This window comes from Verrucomicrobium sp. BvORR106 (assembly GCF_000739655.1).
In the GTDB taxonomy this organism is placed as follows: Bacteria; Verrucomicrobiota; Verrucomicrobiia; order Verrucomicrobiales; family Verrucomicrobiaceae; genus Verrucomicrobium.
Genome location: NZ_BATR01000181.1, coordinates 1 through 22,693 on the forward strand (window position 1 = coordinate 1; position 22,693 = coordinate 22,693).

General features: G+C 60.6%; 17 protein-coding genes. 6 read left to right on the plus strand and 11 right to left on the minus strand.

The window, feature by feature from the left end; all coding sequences use genetic code 11:
* Nucleotides 1-334 precede the first annotated feature (334 nt).
* The 5 genes from BV106_RS31845 to BV106_RS31865 all read right to left on the minus strand — a co-directional run bounded on the left by BV106_RS31845 (nt 335) and on the right by BV106_RS31865 (nt 5,671).
* The gene (locus tag BV106_RS31845; protein WP_038171694.1) at nt 335-1,564 is read right to left on the minus strand and encodes a porin; all 1,230 of its coding nucleotides are present in this window, start codon (nt 1,562-1,564) and stop codon (nt 335-337) included.
* 180 nt (nt 1,565-1,744) lie between these two features.
* Nucleotides 1,745-2,227 (minus strand): hypothetical protein, encoded by a 483-nt coding sequence (locus BV106_RS31850; protein WP_051946670.1) that lies wholly within the window; start codon nt 2,225-2,227, stop codon nt 1,745-1,747.
* Between the two features lie 99 nt (nt 2,228-2,326).
* Entirely contained in the window at nt 2,327-2,752 is a 426-nt protein-coding gene (locus BV106_RS31855) for a hypothetical protein (RefSeq protein ID WP_038171697.1), read from the minus strand.
* A 52-nt stretch (nt 2,753-2,804) separates the two neighbouring features.
* Nucleotides 2,805-4,880 carry a penicillin-binding protein 2 gene (gene mrdA, locus BV106_RS31860; protein ID WP_265596285.1) on the minus strand — a complete coding sequence of 692 codons (2,076 nt, stop codon included), beginning with the start codon at nt 4,878-4,880 and terminating at the stop codon, nt 2,805-2,807.
* A 98-nt stretch (nt 4,881-4,978) separates the two neighbouring features.
* A complete protein-coding gene (locus tag BV106_RS31865) occupies nt 4,979-5,671 on the minus strand; it encodes a PEP-CTERM sorting domain-containing protein (protein ID WP_038171702.1) in 693 nt (230 codons plus the stop codon).
* A 321-nt stretch (nt 5,672-5,992) separates the two neighbouring features.
* Between BV106_RS31865 and BV106_RS31870 the strand changes: the two genes are divergently transcribed.
* From BV106_RS31870 to BV106_RS31895, 6 genes are all read left to right on the plus strand, one after another.
* Nucleotides 5,993-6,799, plus strand: coding sequence for a phosphate ABC transporter substrate-binding protein (locus tag BV106_RS31870; protein ID WP_038171703.1), 807 nt, complete (start codon nt 5,993-5,995; stop codon nt 6,797-6,799).
* A gap of 138 nt (nt 6,800-6,937) precedes the next feature.
* Nucleotides 6,938-8,869 carry a phosphate ABC transporter permease subunit PstC gene (pstC, locus tag BV106_RS36565; RefSeq protein ID WP_051946672.1) on the plus strand — a complete coding sequence of 644 codons (1,932 nt, stop codon included), beginning with the start codon at nt 6,938-6,940 and terminating at the stop codon, nt 8,867-8,869.
* Between the two features lie 60 nt (nt 8,870-8,929).
* A complete protein-coding gene (pstA, locus tag BV106_RS31880) occupies nt 8,930-10,066 on the plus strand; it encodes a phosphate ABC transporter permease PstA (protein ID WP_038171705.1) in 1,137 nt (378 codons plus the stop codon).
* Between the two features lie 92 nt (nt 10,067-10,158).
* Nucleotides 10,159-10,908, plus strand: coding sequence for a phosphate ABC transporter ATP-binding protein PstB (gene pstB / locus BV106_RS31885; RefSeq protein ID WP_265596335.1), 750 nt, complete (start codon nt 10,159-10,161; stop codon nt 10,906-10,908).
* A 57-nt stretch (nt 10,909-10,965) separates the two neighbouring features.
* Nucleotides 10,966-11,796 carry a phosphate ABC transporter ATP-binding protein PstB gene (gene pstB, locus BV106_RS31890; RefSeq protein ID WP_081892505.1) on the plus strand — a complete coding sequence of 277 codons (831 nt, stop codon included), beginning with the start codon at nt 10,966-10,968 and terminating at the stop codon, nt 11,794-11,796.
* Nucleotides 11,797-11,979: 183 nt separating this feature from the next.
* Nucleotides 11,980-13,206, plus strand: a complete 1,227-nt coding sequence (locus tag BV106_RS31895) for a DUF418 domain-containing protein (protein ID WP_051946674.1) — start codon at nt 11,980-11,982, stop codon at nt 13,204-13,206.
* Between the two features lie 622 nt (nt 13,207-13,828).
* On the opposite strand, the gene BV106_RS31900 is transcribed toward BV106_RS31895, so the two are convergent.
* From BV106_RS31900 to BV106_RS31925, 6 genes are all read right to left on the minus strand, one after another.
* The gene (locus BV106_RS31900) at nt 13,829-14,716 is read right to left on the minus strand and encodes an alpha/beta hydrolase (protein WP_081892506.1); all 888 of its coding nucleotides are present in this window, start codon (nt 14,714-14,716) and stop codon (nt 13,829-13,831) included.
* Nucleotides 14,717-14,746: 30 nt separating this feature from the next.
* On the minus strand, nt 14,747-15,865 hold the full coding sequence (locus BV106_RS31905; protein ID WP_038171711.1) for an iron-containing alcohol dehydrogenase: 1,119 nt from the start codon (nt 15,863-15,865) through the stop codon (nt 14,747-14,749).
* Nucleotides 15,866-15,982: 117 nt separating this feature from the next.
* Nucleotides 15,983-17,413, minus strand: coding sequence for an aldehyde dehydrogenase family protein (locus BV106_RS31910; RefSeq protein WP_038171713.1), 1,431 nt, complete (start codon nt 17,411-17,413; stop codon nt 15,983-15,985).
* A gap of 8 nt (nt 17,414-17,421) precedes the next feature.
* Nucleotides 17,422-18,471 (minus strand): hypothetical protein, encoded by a 1,050-nt coding sequence (locus BV106_RS31915; RefSeq protein WP_038171715.1) that lies wholly within the window; start codon nt 18,469-18,471, stop codon nt 17,422-17,424.
* A gap of 104 nt (nt 18,472-18,575) precedes the next feature.
* Nucleotides 18,576-20,204 carry a PQQ-binding-like beta-propeller repeat protein gene (locus tag BV106_RS31920; protein WP_038171717.1) on the minus strand — a complete coding sequence of 543 codons (1,629 nt, stop codon included), beginning with the start codon at nt 20,202-20,204 and terminating at the stop codon, nt 18,576-18,578.
* Nucleotides 20,205-20,250: 46 nt separating this feature from the next.
* A complete protein-coding gene (locus BV106_RS31925) occupies nt 20,251-22,536 on the minus strand; it encodes a PQQ-binding-like beta-propeller repeat protein (RefSeq protein ID WP_038171719.1) in 2,286 nt (761 codons plus the stop codon).
* Between the last annotated feature and the right edge of the window lie 157 nt (nt 22,537-22,693).

The following is a 22,693-nucleotide window of genomic DNA, read 5'->3' on the forward strand; positions in this document are numbered from 1 at the left end:
GCCAGCCTGTCTCCGGGGAGTAAACCAGGCGCTGGAACTTCAGGTCCGCCCCAGTTAGGTTCATGACATAACTGCCGGCCACCAGCACCAGGGCGGGCAGGGCCAGTTCCAGGGTCCAGGCGGGGATGGTGCGGGCCTGCCCCTCGCGGGGCCCTTCCAGGGTGGCGGATGAGGTCACAGCCCTGCGCTATCACCTCCCGCAGCCCCGTCCAAGCAACGCTTTCGTCAACGTCATAACCGGAAAATACGAAAGGCGTGGTGTTGCCACCACGCCTTTGTTTTTTAAGCCCAGTTGGAAACAACCAAACCCAACGTGACCCTAGAATTATACAGCTTAGAAGAACATGCGGAGGCCCACCAGGGTGGTCCAGCCGTCATAGTCGCCACCGTCGCCACCGCCGGTCATGGTGTTGTATTCAACACCGCCCATGAGCTTCAGCTTGTGGCCGTACAGGTAGTAGTTGAGGCCCATGTAAACGGCCTGGTATTCGTCGCCACGACCACCGTCGGTGAGGTCAGGAGCAAGGCGCTCATAACGGCTCTGAAGGCGAAGGCCATCATTGTCACCGTGGGCGTACTGGTAGCGAACCACCAACTGGAGGCTGTCAGCCACATACACGGAGGGAGTCACGATCACGCCCCAGACATCGCCGATTTCACCGAATCCGGTGGCGCCAAGCACATCGGTGTAGAGACCGAAGCGGCCCTGCTCGATGTTGGTGTTGAGGGAGAAGGCGTGCTCATAGCTGGCAGGACCTTCGGTGTTCGAGTTGTCCGAGCTCCACTGGTAGTCGAGCTTGGTGATGGCTTTCTCAAGACCAAGGGCAGGGCCCAGGTCATAACCAACGCTGGCCTGAACCACAGCACCTTCTTCAAGGCCACCGAACTCAGGATTGTACTGGCCACCAAACGCCGCGAGAGCGTAGATGAAGTTGTCGATCTTGCCGTTGACCCACACGCCGGTGAGCTCAGCAGGGCGGATCTGGTTCACGAGCAGGCTGCGCTCGAACACGATGATTTCCTTGGAGGAAGTGAAATACTCGTGGGAGAAGAACTTGGCCTTGGTCTTACCAACGCTGAGGTTGAACTTGTCGTTCGGAGCCCAGGTCAGGTAGAGGTCATAGATGTCACGGTAGAAACCGTCGCCCAACTCAGGATTGGCACCCTGTTCGAGTTCGAAGTTCGGGTTGACGTCGATCTGACCTTCGAGCTTGAATTGACGAAGGATCTTCGACTTGAAGCCAAGGCGCCAGCGGCGCACTTCGATGTCACCCCAGCGGGTTTCTTCGGGGCGGTCACCGGAGCTGAAGTCGCCCTGGTCGGAGTCACCATCAGCCCACTGAAGCTGGATACGGCCCTGAAGCGCGAACTCCTGGATGAAGTCGTTCTCGTCGTTCTTGTAGAGCGTGGCCAGTCCCCAGATCTTGTCGTAGATGGACTTTTCGGATCCGGCGGGTTGCACCGCGGGCTCAACGCCCTTTCCGGAGGCGACCATCACCTCACCAGCGTGGGCGCTGGAAAGGAGACCTGCCGTGAGCAGGAACAGAGATGTTTTCAATTTCATGCGTGTCTTGTCGGAGTTGTGTGTGTTGATCGCCGAGGGGGCTCGGCGCGCCAATACTGGCGTTGACACATAAAATCGTCGAGACAGGCTGTGTTACGATTGCGTCACGTGTTGAGCAATTCCCACTTACTGGAGACTCATAGAATAACGTGCACCAAATGCACCTCCACGAAGCCGTGACTAACGGCTGAGATCCCCCTGGGAGAGCACCACAAAACCGCTCTTGTTGAGCGATTCCGCCCCCACCTCCGGGTCATCCAGATACAAGGCGAGCAAAGGCTTGCCATGGGTTCTAGCCAACAACGGATAGGTGTGGTGAATGTTAATCTCCGCACCCAGCAGCGCGGCCAGGGCGTGCCCGAGGTCGTGCACCCCCTCCTTGAGCTCCACCACCACGATGGTCCGGGAGGTGCAGGAGTGCCCGTGCTGTGTAAGCGTGTTGTGCGCACCGTCAGGATCGGTGACCACCAGGCGGACCAACGTCAGTTCGACGGAGTCCTGCACCGAGAAGCCGAGCACCTCGATCTGGTGATCGTTGAGCAGTTTCACCAGTGAGAGCAGCGCCCCCACCTGGTTGTGCAGGAACACGGATATCTGGCGAACCGGCGACTGGGCCTGGGTGACGTCCAGAGTGAGGGGCGGAATCTCGATGGAAGAGGACATGATGGGAATCGTGACGCAGGAATCAGGCAAGGCTTTGGCGCATCCTGCAACAATTTTACGCGACAGAGCCCGGCTCAGGCCGTGAGAATCCCCACGACCTCAACCCGCCGGTCCGCTGGAGGCCCGCATTTCTTCAAAACGGGTCACACGGAACGGAAGATTGATGAGCAATTGTTCATCCAGGCGGATCACGAAACGGTACACGCCCGTCGTTTCAAAACGCAGCCGCTGAAGATTGAGGACGATGTTGCGCGTGACAAAGGGCACCGCACCGGGCGGGAAGGCCACGTCCACCGTGGGTGGATAGGGTGGCATCACTTCCGCCCCGCTTTCATCCTGCAAAACGATGACCATCTGGTGACGCCCCACGTCACGCGGCTCAAACAGAAGCCTGACAGCGAGGGAGCATTGAGGATGCACCACTGGAAACTCCGGGGCGCACAGGGTGTCAAACGCCCCCGTGATGCAGAGTTTGCCCTGATAGTCTGCGGCAAAGTCACAGAGGGTTGCGAGCAGGAGTTGCATGCGGTCTGGGTGAATCGTGACGGAACCCAGCTTGGGCCTGCCCTTTTCTCGACTAACGACCGAACAGCTTCCGCAAGAATCCACCGAAGCCTTTGCGCTCCTCCTGAGGCGGCGGCGGAGGCGGAGGCGCGCCACCAGCTGCAGGACCTGAACCGGAATCGTAGCTGCGCCCCCCTTCGACTTCCTCATCGTCGCTGGAAACAGGGATACCCTTGGCCGTGCCTTCCGCCTGGACCGCCAGCAGGAGCGGCTCCTCGGGATTGCCATCCTTCAGAATGCGCTCGAACACGTCATGCACGATGGGGGCCGCTTTGCGCCCACCGCTGACGTCTTCACCCGGCTGACCTTCATAGATCACTGCGTAGGCATACACAGGATTGTCAGCAGGAAGGAAGCCCGTGAACCAGGCGAGGTTGCGGTCTTCCGCCGGCTTCCACTGCGCGGTACCGGTCTTGCCAGCGATCTGGCACTGCTCAAGAGCTGCGGCACGCCCCGTGCCACCGGAACCATTGACCACGGCCACCATGCCTTTAACCACCGTCTCACGCACATCCTGACGGAGGTTCACGTGGCGGCGGGTGGCGGGAGAAAAAGCCTGTACGACCCGGTCGTTGGGGTCTTGGATCTGTTTCACCAGACGGGCCTGCGGCATATTCACCCCATCGGCAAGGGCGGCCATGGCCTGCACTGTCTGAAGAGGCGTCACCAGGGTGGCCCCCTGGCCAATGGAGAAGTTGGCGATGTCGCCACTCATCATCTTGGAACCGTAGCGCCCCATCCACCACGCGTCGGTGGGGACGAATCCAGCCGACTCCGCCGCGAGAGGGATGCCCGTGCGCTCGCCAAAGCCGAGGCGCATGGCTGTATCCGAAATGGCCGGGGCACCGATCGCCATGCCCGCCTGGTAGAACCACGTGTTGCAGGATCGCTTGATGGCGCTCACCACGTTCATGTAGCCTTCACCATCGCGGTTCCAGTTTTTGAAATAACGATCGCCAATCCAGAGGCTGGGGCTGCAGTCATAGCCTGTGCGGGCCGTCACTACGCCGCTGTCCAGGGCCGCCAGGGACACCACCACCTTGAAGGTGGATGCGGGAGGGTACTCACCGCGGAAGGCACGCGCCAACATCGGCAGACGCTTGTCTTCGTTCAAGCGCTGGAAGTTCTCCGAAGTGATCCCGGGGATGAAAAGATTGGGGTCAAACAGTGGATAGGAGGCCAGCGCCATCACGTCGCCCGACTTCACGTCCATAATGACCATGGCACCACCTTTGGTGTTCTGCGCCAGGGCTTCCTCCGCGTACTTCTGGAAGTTGTAGTCCAGCGTGGTGACGACATTGTTGCCAGGCACTGGACGGCGCACCGTTTCCTCAGTGGCCTTTGAACCGTCAGCATTGAAGAGGACGTTCACCACCCCGGGTTTGCCTTCCAGGTCCTTGTCGAAAGACTTTTCCAGGCCATCCCGGCCTTCCGTCTCTTCGAAAATGGGATCGCCATCCTGAGCAGGTGTGGTCGGCAGTGCCCGCTTGCGCCCCACAAAGCCGATGACGTGCGGCGCGCTCGCCCCCTTGGGATACACCCGCAAATAGGCCGCCTGTAGCAGGACCCCGCTGCCCGGTTTCAGTAGCGGAGTCAGTTTCCGCTGCTGATCAGCCGTCACTTCCTCGTTCAAGCCATCAAAGGCGGAAAAGACCAGCGGCAGCCAACGACGATTCTTATAGTGGGAGAGCAACTTGTCAGGTGCCAGATCCCAGCGCTTGCCCAGCAGGGAATTGGCCTGCATGATGCGAGACCGACCGTAGCCGACGATCTCCGCGTCCGTCGCATCCTTGCCTAGAAAAGGATAGTTCAGCGCCAGGTACATCACCACTCGCGACTGGGCCAGCGGAACGCCGTTGCGGTCCACAATCTGGCCTCGGGGTGCCGGAATGTTGAGGTTGAGGGCGCGGGCCTCGCGTTCCGTCTTCCAGCCAGCGGTGAGCTCCTTCTTCGCTGGCGCGTCCCCCGGATTCTCATTGACCGGCACGGCCTTCATGGCCACGGGTGACTGGGCTCCAAGCATGCCGGCTCCCAAAACTGGGGTGACCGTCAAAGCGAGCAGAGAAATGGGGTTCCGAAGTCGGGACATGAGCGGGCAGGAAGGCCGTGGGAGAGTCAAACCCAGCACGTTCGAGTCGAAGACGCGGCTCGTCAAGAACTCCCACGCAACTCGCCCGACCCCATCCCTCATGGAAGCTGACGCCTGCGACGCACGAGAAGGATCACCCCCACTGCGCCCAACAGGAGCGCTCCACCGGGCTCCGGCACCGCCTGTACGTTCACAAAACTGGCAGAAGTCCCCTGCGGCCCAATCTCCTGCACATGGAGGCCGATCCGGAGATCCCCACTATTGATTGCTCCCAGCAGGCTGGAGTAGGTTCCCAGGCTCTGAAAAGCAACCGTCAGCGATTCACCGGGATCCAGGCCGTTCTTGGAGGGCGGAGGATTGGTCTGGAAGAGGTAGTCCGAATCGAAACCCACGTTCTGCCCGGCGGGCAGATTTCCCCCGCTAGTCGCCGAGTAGGACACCGCATTGTCAGGCGCAACCGCCGTCCAGGTGATGATGGAAGGAGAGCTGAGCAGATCCAGCGAGTCCTCGAAGTAGATGTTTGTGATGGTGGGCTGGGTGCCACTGACCCACGACGACTGCGAATTGTTGGAGGTGTTCGCGATCGTGAAGTAGAACGTGTTGGCATTAGGTCCTTGGCTAAGCGTGTACTGGAATGACACGCTCTGGAGGAGACTCACGTCGAAGTTCGGCGTGATCAGGCTGAATGAGCCGGTGGATTGCGCCAGCGTCGACCGGGAGAATCCCAGGAGAGCAATGGCAAGAACCAGGACGGCTTTGGCTGCCGTTGTGAGCGATGATTGAGATTTCATAAATATGCGCCTCAAAATTGTGGAGCAAATCAACTGTGAGGATTGTTATACGCAAATGTTCTCAAAATTGCACGCATAACTTACGACAAATTCTCATTTTCATTCCTCTGTAGCGGTCAATTATCATAATTGCGACTACTTGAAGCTGAAAATGGGAAACTTTCGCAGCGATCAGCCGCCAGCGGAGGGCCCCAAGCCTACCTGCCTTGCTCCTGTGACGTTTTGTTCACCCACACCACCTTGCTGGAGGTGGGGCTGTTCCCGAAGGTGGAGAAGCCGGTTCCAAGCCGGTGAGTGAAACACAATCGAACACACCAACACATGAAATCCACCATCATCACCTCGCTGCTGGCCCTCGCGTTCACGGCCGGATTGAACGCCCAGAGCGTGCTGCGCGTGCGCGGCTCCGATACGCTGGGTGCGAAGCTTGTCCCCCAGTGGGCAGAACAGTTTAAGAAGCAGGGCGGCGCCGTCAGCTTTGATATCGCGGCTGAAGGTTCCTCCACCGCTTTCACCAACCTCGCCGCCGGCACCGCCGAGATCGGCATGTCCTCCCGCAAGGTGAAGGACGACGAGCGCACCTTCGCCAAGACGAAGGGTGTGTTCCTTACCGAGCATGAAGTGGCTTGGGACATGATCGCCGTGGTCGTGAACAAGAACAACCCGGTGGCCAACCTGACCAAGAAGCAGATCGCTGGCATCTTCACCGGCGCGATCAAAGACTGGAGCGAAGTGGGCGGCACCGCCGGCCCGATCTCCGTGTACACCCGCAACACCTCCTCCGGCACCTACAAAGACTGGCAGACGCTGGCCATGAAGGGCAAAGACTACGCCTCCAGCAGCCAGAAGATGGCTGGCAACGAGCAGATCGTGGCTGAAACGGCCGGCAACGCCGGTGGCATTGGTTACGTGGGCCTCGCCTACGCTCATGGCAAAGGCATCAAGGCTGTCTCCGTGGACGGCACCGCCCCCACCCCTGAGAACGTGAAGGCATACGCCTACAGTCGCCCCACCTACTTCTACACGAACGGCGCCCCTCAGGGCAAAGTTAAGGAGTTCATCGACTTCGTGCACAGCGACGCTGGCAAAAAGGTCTCCCAGCTGGTGGGCTTCATCCCCGCCAAGTAAGACTCCGAAACACACTCATCCCGTGAATCTCGCCCGATGGGAGACAGCATCTGCCGCCTCCCATCGGGCTTTTTGTCTCACCAGACTCCGATCCCCCTTTCAGTCCCAGCTTCGATCAAGTTTTGCCCGTAACATCGCATGAACGAGGACAAGCCCAGCCCCAGCAGTGACTTTCAAGGTCTCATCAAGCCGCCCAGTTTCTTCGGGCTGCGGGTGGACCGCCAAAGCTTGATCAAACACTTTTTCACAGGAAGCGCCGCCGTCACGATCCTGACGCTCTTCCTGATCATGTACTCCCTCCTCAAAGAGGGCACCGGGTTCCTTCCCACCTACCAGTTTGAACTGAAGGTGTATCGCCAGGCCGGTTTGGAGTTCTGCGACTTCATCCAGAAGCCCCTCACGGAAAACACCGCGCTCCTGAGCAAGCTGAACCGCGCCGTCAACGCGGACACCGCGACCCTCACCCAGAAGGCCCAAGCCCGCCGTGATGCCCTGTTCTTGGCCAAGGGACGGATTGAGGAAAAAACGGCCCGTCTGCGTGAGGCTGTGACCGAGGCCCTCGAAACGGCAGGCACCCCGCCGGAGAAACTCGCCCAAGCCCGCCAGGCCCTCACTGAGGCCAACGCAACAGCGGTGGCGGAAGAGGCCTTCCCGGATGTCTATAACGCCGAAGAGCGCCGCCAGATCGCCACCGATCTCACCGCGATGCAGCCGGATGCCGCTGAACCTCCAGCGATCCTCAAGACCCTGAGCGCCGAGTTCACCGAGCAGGACCGCATCGCGAAGGAGAAGTATGCAGGTTTCCTCGAAGCCGTTGAAGCCTTTGAAGAGGCCACCGAACCGATCGTGGAGCTCCATGACGGGATCGCTGAGCTGGCCAAGGCTACGAAGGAAGCCGCTGTGCAGCAGCACATGGCAGAAGACGCCAAGGCCCAGTTGCTGGCCGCCGCCGAGTCCGCCAAGACTCCTGAAGCCAAGGCCAACTTCCTGAAAGAGGCTGAGGCCACTTCTCTTGAAGCCATCGACTATAAGGGCAAGATCGAGCCCATCGTGGCCAAGCTGCCCGAGTACGAAGCCATGATTCCGCCCTATGTGGCCGCCATCAAGGCCGCGATGGAGAAGGTCCCCCAGAAGGGTGACACGAAGGAAGCCACCGCACTGATCAATGAAGTGCGCAAGCAGCTCCCCAAGCACCTCACTCATGCTGAGCAGTCTCCGGCCCTGATGAAGGCCTGGCAGTGGGACAAGCCGATCCCGCTGATTCAAGCCCTCACGGCATTCCTGTTTGGCGGCGACTGGATCACCAACAGCTCCTGGCAGGATTTCTACGGAGTGGTCCCCCTTCTCACCGGCTCCCTCCTGATTGCGGTGATCGCCCTGGTGATCGCCCTGCCCCTGAGCGTGGCTGCTGCGATCTACACGAACCAGTTTGCCACCCCGCGCGAACAGGAGCTCATCAAGCCCTTCATTGAGTTCATCCAGGCCATCCCTTCCGTGGTGCTCGGTTTCATCGGCATCTCGGTGGTGGGAGATCTCATCAAGGAAACGAGCAACATCCCCTGGCTCCAGTGGATCCCCGGCTTCCCCGTTCAGGAGCGTCTGAACATGTTCAACGCCGGCCTGCTGCTCGCCCTCATGGCCATCCCCACCATGTTCAGCCTCGCTGAGGATGCCATCCAGAACGTGCCCCGCGCCTTCAGTGAAGCGAGTGAGGCCCTGGGTGCCACCAAGCTCCAGACGGTCTTCCGCGTGATCTTCCCCGCCTCCCTCTCCGGCGTGTTCGCCGCCATGCTGCTCGGCCTGGGCCGTATCGTGGGTGAAACGATGGTGGTGCTCCTGGTCGCAGGCAACCGCATCGCCATCCCGGACTTCTCAGACGGCATCGGCACGGTCTTCCAGCCAGCCCACACCCTCACGGGCATCATTGCCCAGGAGCTGGGTGAGGTGTCCAAAGGCAGCTCCCACTGGCAGGCGCTCTTCATGGTGGGCATCCTTCTGTTCTCCATCTCGCTGTTCATCAACTTCGTCTCCCGCAAAGTCGTGAAGCGCTTCCAGCTTCCCAAGATCTGACCCCTGCCGCGATTGGTTCTTTCCTAAAACCAGAGATCGAGACCACCCTCTTCCGCTCCCATGCACGCACCCGCCAATTCAGCCCTGCTGGAAAACCCCTTTGCGAAGCGCAGGTCGCATCGCGAGACTTACGAGTTCCTCGTCAAGTCCGTGTTGCGCGGCGCCACCTACGTCATCCTGTTCGCCACTGCGGCGATCTTCCTCCACATCATTGTCAAAGGCTCGCCCATCCTGTTCCAGGCCAAGGCCCCTTTCATCAATACGGAGTTCCTCACGAAGCTGCCTGAAACCCTCCACGTGCTGGAGGACAAGCAGGGCCACATCTACAAGACCGACCCGAAAGGGGCGGACGCCATCAAGCACCAGCTGGGCGACAACCTCCGCCAGGAAAAGACCATCTCCTACTCTGGCGGCGGTATCCTCGGTCCCATCGTGGGCACCTTCCTGCTGGTTCTGGTCTGCATCGTGGTGGCCCTGTTCCTGGGCATCTCGTCTGCGATTTACCTCAGTGAGTACGCCAAGCCTGGCAAGTTCATCGAGTGGGTGCGACTGGCCATCCTGAACCTCGCCGGTGTGCCCTCCGTGGTGTTCGGCCTTTTTGGTCTTGGGGTCTTCGTGCTGGCAGCTCCCGTCTTCACCAATACGCCAATGGACCGCGCACTGCTGGTGATCCCGCTGGGCTTCACTCAGATGAGCTTCCAGGGCTGGGACACGAGCGTGCTGAGCGGTGCCTTCACCCTCGCCTTCGTCATCCTTCCAGTCATCATCACCGCAAGTGAGGAGTGCCTTCGCGCGGTGCCCATGGGTTTCCGCGAAACCTCCCTCGCCCTGGGTGCCACCCGCTGGCAGACGATCTGGCGCAGCGTGCTGCCCTTTGCTATGCCCGGCATCCTGACCTCCAGCATCCTGGGTATCGCCCGCGCCGCTGGTGAGACCGCACCGATCATGTTCACCGCAGCCCTGGCCTTCAAGGACAAGCTGCCCTGGCAGGGTGAAGCAGGTCTCGGCGGCGTCTTCACAGAGTCCGTGCAGGCCCTTCCCTATCACATCTACACCCTGGCTGCCCGTATCCCGCAGAATGAATACTCGGAGCGCGCCCAGTATGGTTCCGTGTTCGTCTTCCTCGTTCTCGTCATGACCCTTGCCACTGCTTCGGTCTTGCTCCGTCGTAAACTCCGCGCCAAATACAAATGGTAACCGCCGAACCACCCCAAAAAGCCGTGGAAGTTCTTAAAACCACCGAAACGAAATCGGTCGAGGCGCCCGAGGCTGCCCCCACCGGGGAGACCATGATTTCCGTCCGGAACATGGACTTCAACTACGGAACCAAGCGAGCCCTCCATGGCATCAATATGGAGATCCCCAGCCGCCAGGTCACCGCGTTCATCGGTCCCTCCGGTTGTGGCAAGTCCACCCTGCTGCGCTGCTTCAACCGCATCAATGACCGCATCGCTGGAGCTCACATCTCCGGTGGCCAGGTGGTCATCAAGGGCAAGAACATCTATGATGCCGATGTGGACACGACCCAGCTCCGCCGTCAGGTGGGCATGGTCTTCCAGAAGTACAACCCGTTCCCCAAGAGCATCTACGAGAACGTCGTGTACGGTCTGCGCATCAACGGTGTGAAGAAGAAGTCCGAGCTGGATGAAGCCTGCGAGTACGCTCTCAAGGCCGCTGCCCTCTGGGATGAATGCAAAGACCGTCTGAAGGCCAACGCCTTCGGCCTCTCCGGTGGCCAGATGCAGCGCCTCTGCATCGCCCGCGCCGTGGCGGTAAAGCCGGACGTCCTGCTCATGGATGAGCCCTGCTCCGCCCTGGACCCCATCGCCACCCTCAAGGTGGAAGAACTCATCGTGGATCTGAAGAAGGACTACACCGTGGTCATCGTCACCCACAACATGCAGCAGGCCCGCCGCGTGGCAGAACTCACCGCCTTCATGTATCTGGGAGAACTCATTGAGTTCGCTGAAACAGACCAGATCTTCGGCAACCCCCAGCAGAAGAAAACGGAAGACTACGTGCGTGGCCAGTTCAGCTGATCATTCCGCAGCCCTCTCTCCTATTTCCGGCAAAAGAGTGCGAACCCTCCCTGCCCCATGACTCAAACAGTCGCCCCTCCTTCCGTGTCCAGCTCCTCCTCCAGCAGTGTTGCAGCGTCGTCCGCGACCACGCAGCCGCTGCTGAAGATCAACGAAGTGGACTTTGCCTACGGTGCCCGCCAGACGCTCTTCGGAGTCAACATGGGCATCGCCCAGCGTGAGGTCACCGCTTTCATCGGCCCCTCCGGCTGCGGCAAGTCCACCCTGCTGCGCTGCATCAACCGCATCAACGACATGATCGAAGGTGCCCGCATCACCAAGGGCAACATCACCCTCGGCAACGTGGACATTAACCATCCGGACCTCGACGTCATCGCGTTGCGCCGCAAGGTCGGCATGGTGTTCCAAAAGTACAACCCCTTCCCCCGCAGCATCTTTGAGAACGTGGCCTACGGTCTCGAGGTGGCGGGCATGAAGAACAAGAAAGTCATCGCTGAGACCGTGGAGCGCAGCCTGCGTTCCGCGACCCTCTGGGAGGAAGTGAAGGACCGTCTTCATGAAAGCGCCCTGGGTCTTTCCGGCGGGCAACAGCAACGCCTCTGCATCGCCCGCACCCTTTCCGTGAGACCGGAAGTGGTGCTCATGGACGAGCCCTGCGCCGCGCTGGACCCGATCGCCACGGCCAAAATCGAGGAACTCATCCATCAGCTCAAGAAGGACTACACCATCGTCATCGTGACCCACAACATGGAGCAGGCTGTCCGCGTCTCTGACAAGACTGCCTTCTTCTACTTGGGCAAACTGATCGAGTTTAACAACACCATGACCCTCTTCTCCACCCCGGAGAACGAGCAAACCGAACGCTACCTGAGCGGTCGCATGGGTTGATCGAATACGGACCAAGATCGAATTGGAAAAGGGAGTCTCGCGACTCCCTTTTTTCATGCCTCCGTCGCATCACCGGCTCCGGCGGACAAGCCGCAGCCCACCGCAAATCCGCAACGCATCGCCCGCCGTGACCGATGGACATAATTTCAATGCAGTCGCGCCCCGGTCCCCGGAGATTGCCCCATGCTCCCTAGTCAGCTCCGGCAGGCTCTCCCACCAGTCCCGCTGCCACCCCATCGGCAGGTCTCGACCCGCATCGAGGAGCTCGACGCCCTGCGCGGCCTGGCTCTGGCGGGCATCCTGCTGGTGAACATCATGGCCTTTGCATCGCCTTACTATGGGAGCGGTGTGATCGATCCCCAGTTTGCCGATGTGTGGAGCCAAGGGGCGAGGTGGCTCGTCGCCCTGTTGTTCGAGACCAAGTTCTACCTCTGGTTCGCTTTCCTGTTCGGCTACAGCTTCACGCTGCAGTCTGACTCGCTGGAACGCAGCGACAAGGCGGTTGCCCCGGCTCTTTTGCGCCGGATGGCAGCCTTGCTGATCATCGGGGTTTTGCATGGGACTCTGCTATTTCCGGGAGATATCCTGACGCTGTACGCCCTCTGCGGCGTGATCTTGATCTGCTTGAGAAACGTTGCAGACCGAACCGCCCTCCGGACTGCCGGATGGCTCGTGGCCATCACCGCCTTCCTCTGGGCGGCAGTGGGCATGCTTCTTCTCGCTGCTGAAGAAGTCACCGATGCCGCTACCGTGCACGCGGAAGCCCAAGCAGCCCTGAATGCCTGGCAGGGATCGGCCACCAGTGTCCTGGCCCGACGTCTGCAAGAGTGGTCCACCACTTGGGCCGGGCTCTTCTTGATCCAGGGGCCAACCTCCCTGGCCATGTTCCTCCTCGGCATGGTGGCAGGACGTCACCACCTGCTGCGCCGCCGGGCGGCCAGCGAGCTGTTCTGGTGGAAGATCGTCCGGCAGGGCGTCGTCATCGCCCTCCCTTGCGCCGCCTTGTACGCCACCTCGACAGTCATGGCAGGCGGCACCGGGTGGGAGATCTTGGGGCTGGCCTTCGGGTTGCTCACTGCGCCATTTCTTACCGGCACCTTTATCTTCGCCTCCATGACCGCAATGGGCTCTCGTTGGGACCAGCGTATCATGGACTGCCTGGCACCGGCAGGCAGCATGGCATTGTCTAACCACCTCCTTCAGTCAGCCGTGTGCGCATGGCTTTTCACGGGCTATGGCCTGGGGCTGATGGGTAAAGTGTCCCCCCTCCAGGCTGCCGCCTTGGCCGTGTCCATCTATCTCGCCCAGCTCGCTCTGAGCATCGCCTGGCGCAATCGGTTCCGTCAGGGCCCGATGGAGATGGTGTTGCGGGCAATCACGTATCTAGAGTGGAAGGTCCGGAAGGGATAGAGGGATTGGCGCAAGGCGTGACACCTCGAAAGGATTAACGAGATGATGTCCACAAGCTGCCAGCGCGTCACGCCATTCGCCCGCCGGATGCCCACTGTAGAAGAACCGTCTCGGTTCTTGTTCTTGCTAGACGCTGTGCCGCCAAGAGCCGGGACGGCTCTTCTACATTACCAGGCACTCCCGCCGATTGTCCGCATGCTCTGTTGGCCAATCGCATGAATGCCACGCGCTTCCAGCCCCCCCGAACCCGGAGGGTTTATGAGATAACCTGACCATAGACCAGCAACATTCTGCGATTTGCAATCACTCGCCTCACACAACTGATCACCGCATTGCGCTCACCACAACGCCTACCCCGAACCCGGAGGGTTCACCATGAATAGCCACAGGTCGACCGAGCGTAGCGAGGGCTACCTGTGGTTGCATCGCCCCCGGCGCTCTACCGCGGAGCGGTAGGCCCATCGAGTTGCCGACCCCGGAAGACCATCGCGTGATTCGCGCCACCAGTCATTTGGACCCCATTGGCGTACCGCTCCGCGGTACAATGTGCACACCCACACACCATGGCTATTCATGGCGAACCCTTCGGGTTCATGAGATAACGCGCAAAAGAACCACGAGCCTACTTCAAATACTTGTCAAACCAGTCCCCCATTGCCTTGGCGGTCTCATCGAGCCACGGCTGGCTCATCCAGAAGGGATGGGGCGCGTCTTTCAGCGTCACCAACTCGGTGGGCACGCCGGCGGCACGCAGCTTGTCCTGCATCTCGGCACGTCCGACTTTCAAGGTGTCTTTCTCCCCTTCAATGTACAAGGTGGGCGGGCTGCCATTGCCTGCATGGGAGATCGGCGAAGCCTCCACATAGGTGGCTTTCTTCTCGGCAAACGGCCCAAAGAAGAGCACGGCGCTCTCCGCATTTTTCTCTTTGTTCGCTTCGACCAGGTCCATCGTGGCCGCCATGACCACACAGGCCTTGATGGCGGTGGACTGCTCCGGATTCCCACCCGGGCCTTCCAGCGCGTTCACCCCGCCAGTCATGCCCGTGAGACCGCTCAAATGTCCGCCAGCCGAGCCGCCTGCGCAGCCGATGCGCGCAGCATCAATCTTGTACTCCGCCGCATGAGCCCGCAAAAATCGCAGAGCCGCCTTGCAGTCGTGCAACGCGGCCGGATAAGGCGCGTCCGTAGACAAGCGATAAGCCACCTGAGCCACCACGTAACCGCGCGCCGCTAGACGCTCTGCCAGAGGTTTGTCTGCCTCCACCTGGCGCTTCTGCCAGCCGCCGCCGTGAATCAGCAACACCGCCGGATATTTGCCCTCAGCCTTGGGCACATAGATGTCCAGCAAGACCGGGTATCCACCGGGCTGGGAGCACTCCACCTTCTCATGCAGCGACAGCGTTTCCGGCAGCGCAGGCGACACCTTCTTCCACTTGGGTTTCGTGTCGGTTTGCGAGTAAGCAGCCGAGGCTGCGGCCAGAGCAAGAAAGGCAACGAGGGCGAGCTTCATAACTAGAAAACAACAAGATGGAAAGTCTGCTTACAACGCCGCTCGATAGATCGCAGCAAAGTCCGCTTCGGAAACTGGACGGGGATTGAAATTGGCCGTCCACTGTTTGGCCGCCCCTGCTGCCAGGCCAGGCACATCCGCCTCAGTCACGCCGAGCTCGGACAGCCGAGTACTCAAGCCAGCGGCACGCAGCCAGTGCTGCACCTGCTCCGGCAGATGCTCCCCATAGGCGGCATAGATGCCCGCAATCTCAGGACGCTCCGAGTTGAAACGAATGACGTGCGGCAGCATCAACCCCACCGCCTGACCATGCACCGTGCCAAACTTGGCTGTGAGCGGATTGGCGCAGGAATGCGCCGCTCCCAGCATCGAGTTTTCAATGGCCGTCCCGGCAAAGGCAGAGCCCAACAACATAAACGAGCGAGCCTCCTGATCCATGGGCGACTCCAGCACGCGGTCAAACCCCGCGCGTAGGTAGCGGAAGGACTCCAGGGAATACAACGCAGAAACCGGGTTGCGCTTGGTGGTCACCGCGGTTTCCAGGGCATGCGCGATCGCATCGATCCCCGTGACGGCGGTGACCTTGTGCGGTTGGGAAATGGTAAGTTCCGGATCCAGGATGGCCACCCGGGCAGCAGCTTTGGGATCGCCGCAGGCCATCTTGACGTGCGTTTCCTCGTCCGAGATCAAGGCGAAACTCTGGCACTCGCTGCCCGTGCCGGAGGTGGTGGGAATCGCAATCAAGGGCAGCATGGGCTTGGTGGCCTTGCCCACGCCCCAGTAGTCCTGCATGCGTCCGCCGTTGGTGAAGATGAAATTGCAGCCCTTCGCAGTGTCCATGCTGCTGCCTCCACCCAGACCTACCAGAATGTCGGCCCGGAACTCCCGGGCAGCGTCCACACACTCGTCCACATCCCGTGTCGAGGGGTTCTCATGCACCCGGTCAAAGAGCTCCGTCTCCAGCCCGGCGGCCTGAAGCGACTGGATCGCCCGTGCCGCGTGGCCCGCCTTCACAATGCCAGCATCTGAAACCACCAACACCCGGCTCCCCCCCAGATCTGCGGCCAGGGCACCAAGCTTCTGCAGGGTGCCCGCACCAAACACCAGGCGGGTGCGGGGATGATGATCAAACGCGTTCAAATCGGTCACGGTGGGTAATTTTTATGCTTGGGGTTGCAATGTCACGCGGGCAGGCCGGAGGCTGCGCCCGCCCCGGTGGAGCAGGGCGGGCGGCTCAATTCAATCAATAGACTCAGGGGGCCTGGATCAGGCCACCTCGATGGAACGGCGCTTGTACAGGAACTCGAACATGTTCCCCTCATGCGGCTGGTTCCATGAAATTCTCATCGTGGAAATGGGGCCGATGTTGAGACGTTCGATGAGCGGCGACTCCAGAAGTTCTTCCTTGAACTTCGGATCCTTCGTGATGGCGGTGACCACCAGGGAGGGCCCGATCTGGGCGAGCATGTCCGCCTGGGGCACCTGCACGACGCTGGCGAAGGGGCACATGTACTCCCGGTTGCTCAGGGGGTGCTGGAACGAGTTGCAGTGCACGATGGTGGGGCGCATGTACACACCACCGTTGAGCTCGGCCTTGCGCGGGCCATTGCGATACTTCGCCGTGACGTCCTCCGCACCGGGCTCCTTGAGCCCCTGCTCGATCGCGCCATCAATGAATTCCGCCATCTTGGGATTGGCGAATCCAGAGAGCTTCGCGTTGGGATCGTCCGACGCCAGCGGTGCCAACGGTCCCAGCCTCTGGGCCAGCGCATCTGCGATCTCGGCCGCGTACTTGGGCACCACCACCGCAGAGGCGTTGATGCAGGAACGTCCGCCGTTCTCGGAAATGGAACCAGCAATGATGTCCAGGAACTCCGGCCAGCGCTCGATCTCATCTTCACCGATGAGGATCTTGCTGAAGCCAGGGCCATGGCACTCGAACTTGGGATTGTCCTTGTACTGCGCCACCGTGTTGGCATCGCCGAAGATGAGGGCGCGTCCGCAAATCTTCATCACCTCACCGGAACCTTCATGGTCGGTGGGATAGAAGCCAAAGGCCAGCGCAGGAGCACCGGCGGCAATGAAGGACTGGATGAGACGGTACGGGGTCCAGGGCTCCTCACGGCCCGGCTTGATGATGACCGGGGTCTTCAGCGCGATGGCGGGCAGCCACAGGGAGTTCACCGCCGGGGAGTTGCTGGGCATGACCAGTCCCAGGGCGTTTGTGGTGGGGTAGTAGCTGACGGGGCAGCCCGCCTGCTCACCATAGCCCACGTCGATCACCTTGGTGTCGAGACCACGGGTCAGGCCGTTCAGCACGGTCCGCATGTTGGTGAGGGAGTCGGCCACCTTGGCCATGTTCCGCTTCACCATCACGTGAGGCAGGCCGCTGGTGCGGCTGAGCGTCTCCATGTACTGCTCGGGCGTCTGGGTGTGTCCCTGGTCGCCCAACGGCAGTTCGCCATTGAGGAAATAATCGGCCGCCTTGGCGCAGATGGCGATGAGCTCATCCACGGTGAATTTGCGCAGGGCCTCGCGGGCCTCACCAATGCGGTTGAGGTCCCGGCGGAGGATGCCGGCGTTCACCTGGCTGACGGTGGCCAGCACTTCGCCCGTGCGGTGGTCTTTGACCTCCACTTTGTCCAGGCTCTCATAAGCTGCGCCTTTGCGCAGCGCGGGAAGATGGGGAATGCTCATCTCAATAATTAATACACGCCTTCCACGATCTTGTTTTCCATGGCGCCGAACGGACGCACTTCGGCCACCCCATCCCATTCATACGGGCCACGCGGCTTGCGGCGCAGGGCCTCATCACGCTCCAGGAAGCGCGGCATGAAGAATTCCTTGGTCAGGGTGGTCAGCTCCACGCGGCCCCAGGTGTCATACTCCACGGTTTCATCCGTGTTGGTGGGGTTCACCACGCGCAGCACAGCACGGGGCTGGGGGGCGTAGTAGGTGATGGAATACTTGTCTTCCTGCAGCAACGGCACGCTGGCAGCCAGGCCCATGAGGGTGTTTCCGTAGGTGGGGTAGAAGCCGACGCGGTTTTCCAGCACCTCTTCCACAATGAAGCGCACGTACTGGGGCAGCATGGTGGTGCCGCCGCAGAAGACGCCGCGGATGCCGGCGGCAAAGATGTCCACCTTCTCCGCCAGGGCTTCGAGCAGCTTCGGCGTGGTGAAAAGGCCGCTCACCTTGCGGTGCTTGAGAATCGTCGCCGCCTGGTCCACCACGTGGTCCATGTACTGGCGCGCCACGTCGAACTGCTTGTTCGAGATGAGCTTCTTCACGAAGCGCGGGTCGAGATCGATGAAATAGCAGGAGGAGCCGCGCACGTTGGCGAGGTGCTCAATCGCGAGGCGCAGACGGCGGGGGCCGGTGGGGCCCATCATGAGCCAGGCACCGCCGCGGGGGAAGTGCTCGTCGCTGATCTTCTCAGAGAACTCGCTGTAGTCCGTCTTGTAGTCCTCCCAGCCGATGCGCTGCTTGGGCATGCCCGTGGTGCCACCGGTCTCGAAAATGTTGAAAGGGCGCCCCTTGAAGGCTGCGGGCACCCAGACTTCTGGCTGCAGGTCACGGAGCCATTCATCCTGGAAGTGGGGGAACTTCTTCATGTCCCCGATGGTCTGGATCTCCTGGCGGGGGTCAAAGTTCTTGGAGGCCCACTCCAGCCAGAAAGGGCTGCCAGTTTCCGGCGAAAAGTGCCACTGGATGATTTCGCGGAGGTGGGAGTCGAGTCGTTCTTGAGCGGTCATGGTCGTCTGTCTGAAAATGAAGGATCGGTCAGCGCACGTAAATCAAAAAACGGACAGGCCGGGGGATGCCAGCCTGTCCGCGTGTAAGCCTGACAGGTGCTGAATTAGTTCTTGGCCACGCCCTGAGCGCCCTGCTTGAAGGCGTAGAGGTGCGTGTGGGTGGTGACGTAGAGGACGCCGTTGGCGGCCACTGGCGTGCCCATCACTGGGGACGGGAACTCAACGGAGCCGAGTTCCTTCATCTCCTTGCCTTCGGCGAGGATGAAGAGTTCCCCCTCTTCGTTGCCGATGTACACCTTGCCGTCTGCCACGAGCGGGCTGCCCCAGATGTGGCCCTTGGTATCGAACTTCCACTGCTCCTTGCCCGTCTTGGCATCGAGGCAGAAGAGGCGTCCAGTATAGTCGCCCACATAGATGAGGCCGTCCTTGATGGCCGGGGTGCTGATGGAACGCTCGATGCCCTTGAAGGTCCACACCGGCTTGCCGGAGATGTCACCGGTCTTGGTAGGGTCAATACAGCTGAACATGCCCAAGCCTTCGCCGTGCTCGGGGTCCTGGCCGATCGGCACATAGACCAGACCGTCGTAGTACACCGGGGTGGAGATGATCTCGCTGGGGCCGTCAAACTCCGCGTATTTGCGGGGCTTGCCGCTTTCATCCTTCCGGTACTCCGGCGGGTTGGCGTCATAGCGCCAGTATTCCTTGAGCAGGTTCAGCCCTTCTTCATTGGGCTTGGTCTCAGGAGCCAGGCCGTAGATCCAGCCATCACCGGCGGCGAAGACGATCTGCTGCTGGCCTTTGACGTCAGCTTCAATGGCGGAGGACCAGGAGGCGTGCAGCACGCGGGCGCTCGTCTCAGCGCTCTGCTCGCCGAGCAGTTCACCGGTGTTGGCGTCCAGCATGATGAAGCTCGGTGCATTCGGTGCGGGGATGTTGGTATGCGTCCAGTCCACCCCGTTGCAGGTGGCGACGAACACCTTGTCACCCACCACGAGCGGATAACCGGAGGTCGCGTTGTGCTGGAACACGCCCAGCTCTTTGTACATGTCGTACACCCAGAGGATGTCCATGTCCTGGGCACCCGGGGGCACTTCCACGGGCTTGCCATCAGGTCCGGGGGAAGCCATGAACGCGGCCTCGTCCTGCATGCCCTGGTTGCCGTTGGCCATGCCATCCACATCGAAGCAGATGATCTGGCAGCGGTTGCCGGGAACGTAGCCCTTTTTGCCGACGATGGTAGGCGAGGCACACACGCCCAGGTACTCCCAATCGTTCACCTTGCCGGTGCCCATCTTCGGGCTGACCATCTGATAGAGGAACTTGCCGGTCTTCTCTTCGAAGACCATGACGATGCCCCTGTCGCCGATGTGGGCAGGATTGCGAGGGCTCTCGTTGTTCGTGCCGACGAACACCTTGCCATCTGCCACCACTGGCGTGCCGTAGGTCTGGGAGCCCAGCTTGGCCACCCAGAGACAGTTCTTGGTGGTGCTGATATCAATGTCCTCCGCGCCCGGGGCCGTGTTGGCCTCTTGAGCATCGGGACGGAGACGGCCAGCGATCTTGGGGGCCGCCTTGGGACCGAGCTTCTTGCCTGGTGCCATCTCCACCGGAAGACCGGTCTCAGGGGACACCATGTTGCGCGAGTTCACACCGCCCCACTGGGGCCAGTCAGCAGCGTGCAGCCCCGCCACTGCAAAGGCAGCGGTAAGGAGGGTCAGAGTTTGCTTCTTCATAGTAGGCTAAATCAAGTTGGATCAACGTCCGGCGTACAGCCCGGGGTTATTTGTTGGAGGTGACGGAGATGTTGTCCAGATAGGCGCGCTTCTGGTTGAGCGGGGTGAAGCTGAAGATCCCAGGGGCACCTTCCTTGTGTGCCATGGAGACCGGCACTTCGATCGTCCAAGCTTCTGGCTCTGGTTGGCCTTTTTCCCAAGCTTTGGCTTTGACCACACCACTGCCATCGGGGTTCGAATCCACACGCGTCTTCAGCGTGTACCACTTGTTGGCGATGATCTTGTAAGGCACCACTTCCTTCAGACGCTCCAGGTTGGAGCTCACCTCCAGCTGGCCGGCGTTGCCGCGCAACACGATGGAGTAGCGCTGGTTGATGAGACCGATATCCGATTTCACACGGGCGCTGCCGTCCGTGAGCACATCCGCCTGCAGGGTGTAGTTGGACAGGTTGCTGGGCGCGATGAAAGTCGTCGCCCGCTGGAAGAGGATGCGGTCAAAGGTCTTCGCGAACACCTTCTCGCCATTCAGTTCGCGCACGTCGAACTTGAAGCGAGCACCGATCCAGGGGAGCGGAGGGTACGAGAACTTAATATGTTCAGCGGGCTGCTCTTCATGCAGTTCCACATCGTTGAAGGTCATGTTGATGGGCAGACCCTGGAGCACACGGCCGCGGATGGTGCCGAAGATGCCGCCTTCACCCGTGGCCTTGAAGGCACCAGCGGAGAGCTTGGCTTCAGGAGTTGCCACCAATTCACCCGCTTCATTGAAGCTCGCATCCATGGTGCTTTTCACCTTGGCGGTCGGGGGGATGAAGCTCTCCCACTTCACGTTCTTCACGTCACCCACCACGAAGCCGTTGGCGTCCGTGCTGCGCACGCGGAAGCTCTGCTTGTGGCCGGGGGTGAGCACCACTTCTGTCGGGATGATCTGCAACGCCTTGGCCGGACCGGCCTTGGGCACCTCCACCACCGGAGCCTTGTCCCAAGTGATGCCTTTGTTCTCAATCTGGAAGCAGTAGAACTTGGCGGTGGTATGGACGTACACGTGACCGTCGAACACGATCGGCGTACCGAGGCACTGGCCTTCCAGCTTCACTTCTGAGATGATCTCAGCATCTTTGGCACCGGGCTTGAGCACCACCAGACGGCCATCAAGCAGGGCGGCGAAGATCCAGCCATTGGCATAGGAAAGGGACGCGTGAATGTTGGCGGTGGCCATCTTCTTGGTCCACTCGATCTCACCGGTATCGGCGTTTACTGCGTTCAGCACCCCGGTGTCATCCACCTGATAAACCTGGTTCCCCACGATGATGGGTGAGCCGTTGCTGGACCCGATGTGGTTGCGCCAGTTTTCAACCTTGGCCGTTTCCAGCACCGTGGTTTCAGCGCCAGGGGCGGCAGGAGCCAGGGTTTCAGGAAGCTTGATGGAGGCGAGGCGCCCCTTGTCCGTGGAGTCCACGTTTTCATCCCCGTGTACGGAGATGAGGTTGCCCTTGTAGAGAAGCACTGAGGCGTTCACCCCGTTCTTGCATGCCTGCCAGCGCCAGAGGGGTTTGCCGTTGCGGGCATTCACACACACGATGTTGCCGCAGCCCGTGCCGCTGTAGAAGACGCGCTTGCCGTCGCGAGTTTCAAAAACCGGCGTCGAGAAGGAGCTGTCCACCGGGGGGCTCACGCCGGGCATGGACCACCAGACCAGTTCCCCGGTGATCTTGTCATAGGCGTAGAAGCGGTCTGCAGCAGGACCATCTGCACCCCAGTTGGAGGTGATGCCGTGAATGATCACCAGATCGCCTTCGATCACCGGCGTGCCCACGCGGGAGTTCGGGAAGCTCATGCGACCGAAGTCCTCCATGGTGGAGATGCGCCACTGTTCTTTCCCCTCGAAATCGAAACAGACGAAAATACCGTAGTGCGTGATGAGATAAACGCGCTTCGTCACAGGATCCACCGCTGGTGCCCCGATGGAATAACGGTCATACACGGTGTCGCTCAGGAAATCCTTGAACTCATGCTCCCAGAGAGCCTTGCCCGTCTTGGCATCCATGCAGGTGAGGGTCTCCACCAACTCCTTGTCCTTGCCCTTGTAGCCCCAGGAGAAAACTTTGCCATCCGCCACCACTGGAGATCCACGGCCAGCGGAATCATGCACCCAGAGCGGGGTGGGACTCAGCTTGCCTCCTTTGTAGTGCTCAAGGGAAACACCGGTCTGCAAAGGACCGCGCCAGACGGACCATTGATGAGCGTCCTTCGTTTCGGCAGCCTGGGAGGTGCCTCCTTGTACCAGAGCTGCAACGGCCAGCAGGCCGTAAAGGCGTGTGAGAGTAAGCATGGGAAGTTGTGGGATGGGCAGAGGGCGAATCGACTAAGACTTCTGCAGACTGCAAGTCGGTACGAAGTGCCTGTCTCCTGCTCGATGATGCCAGCACGGGCGGGGCGATTGAACGCCTCCCAGAGCTGAAATCTATCAGGCAGAGACGTGGCCGTGA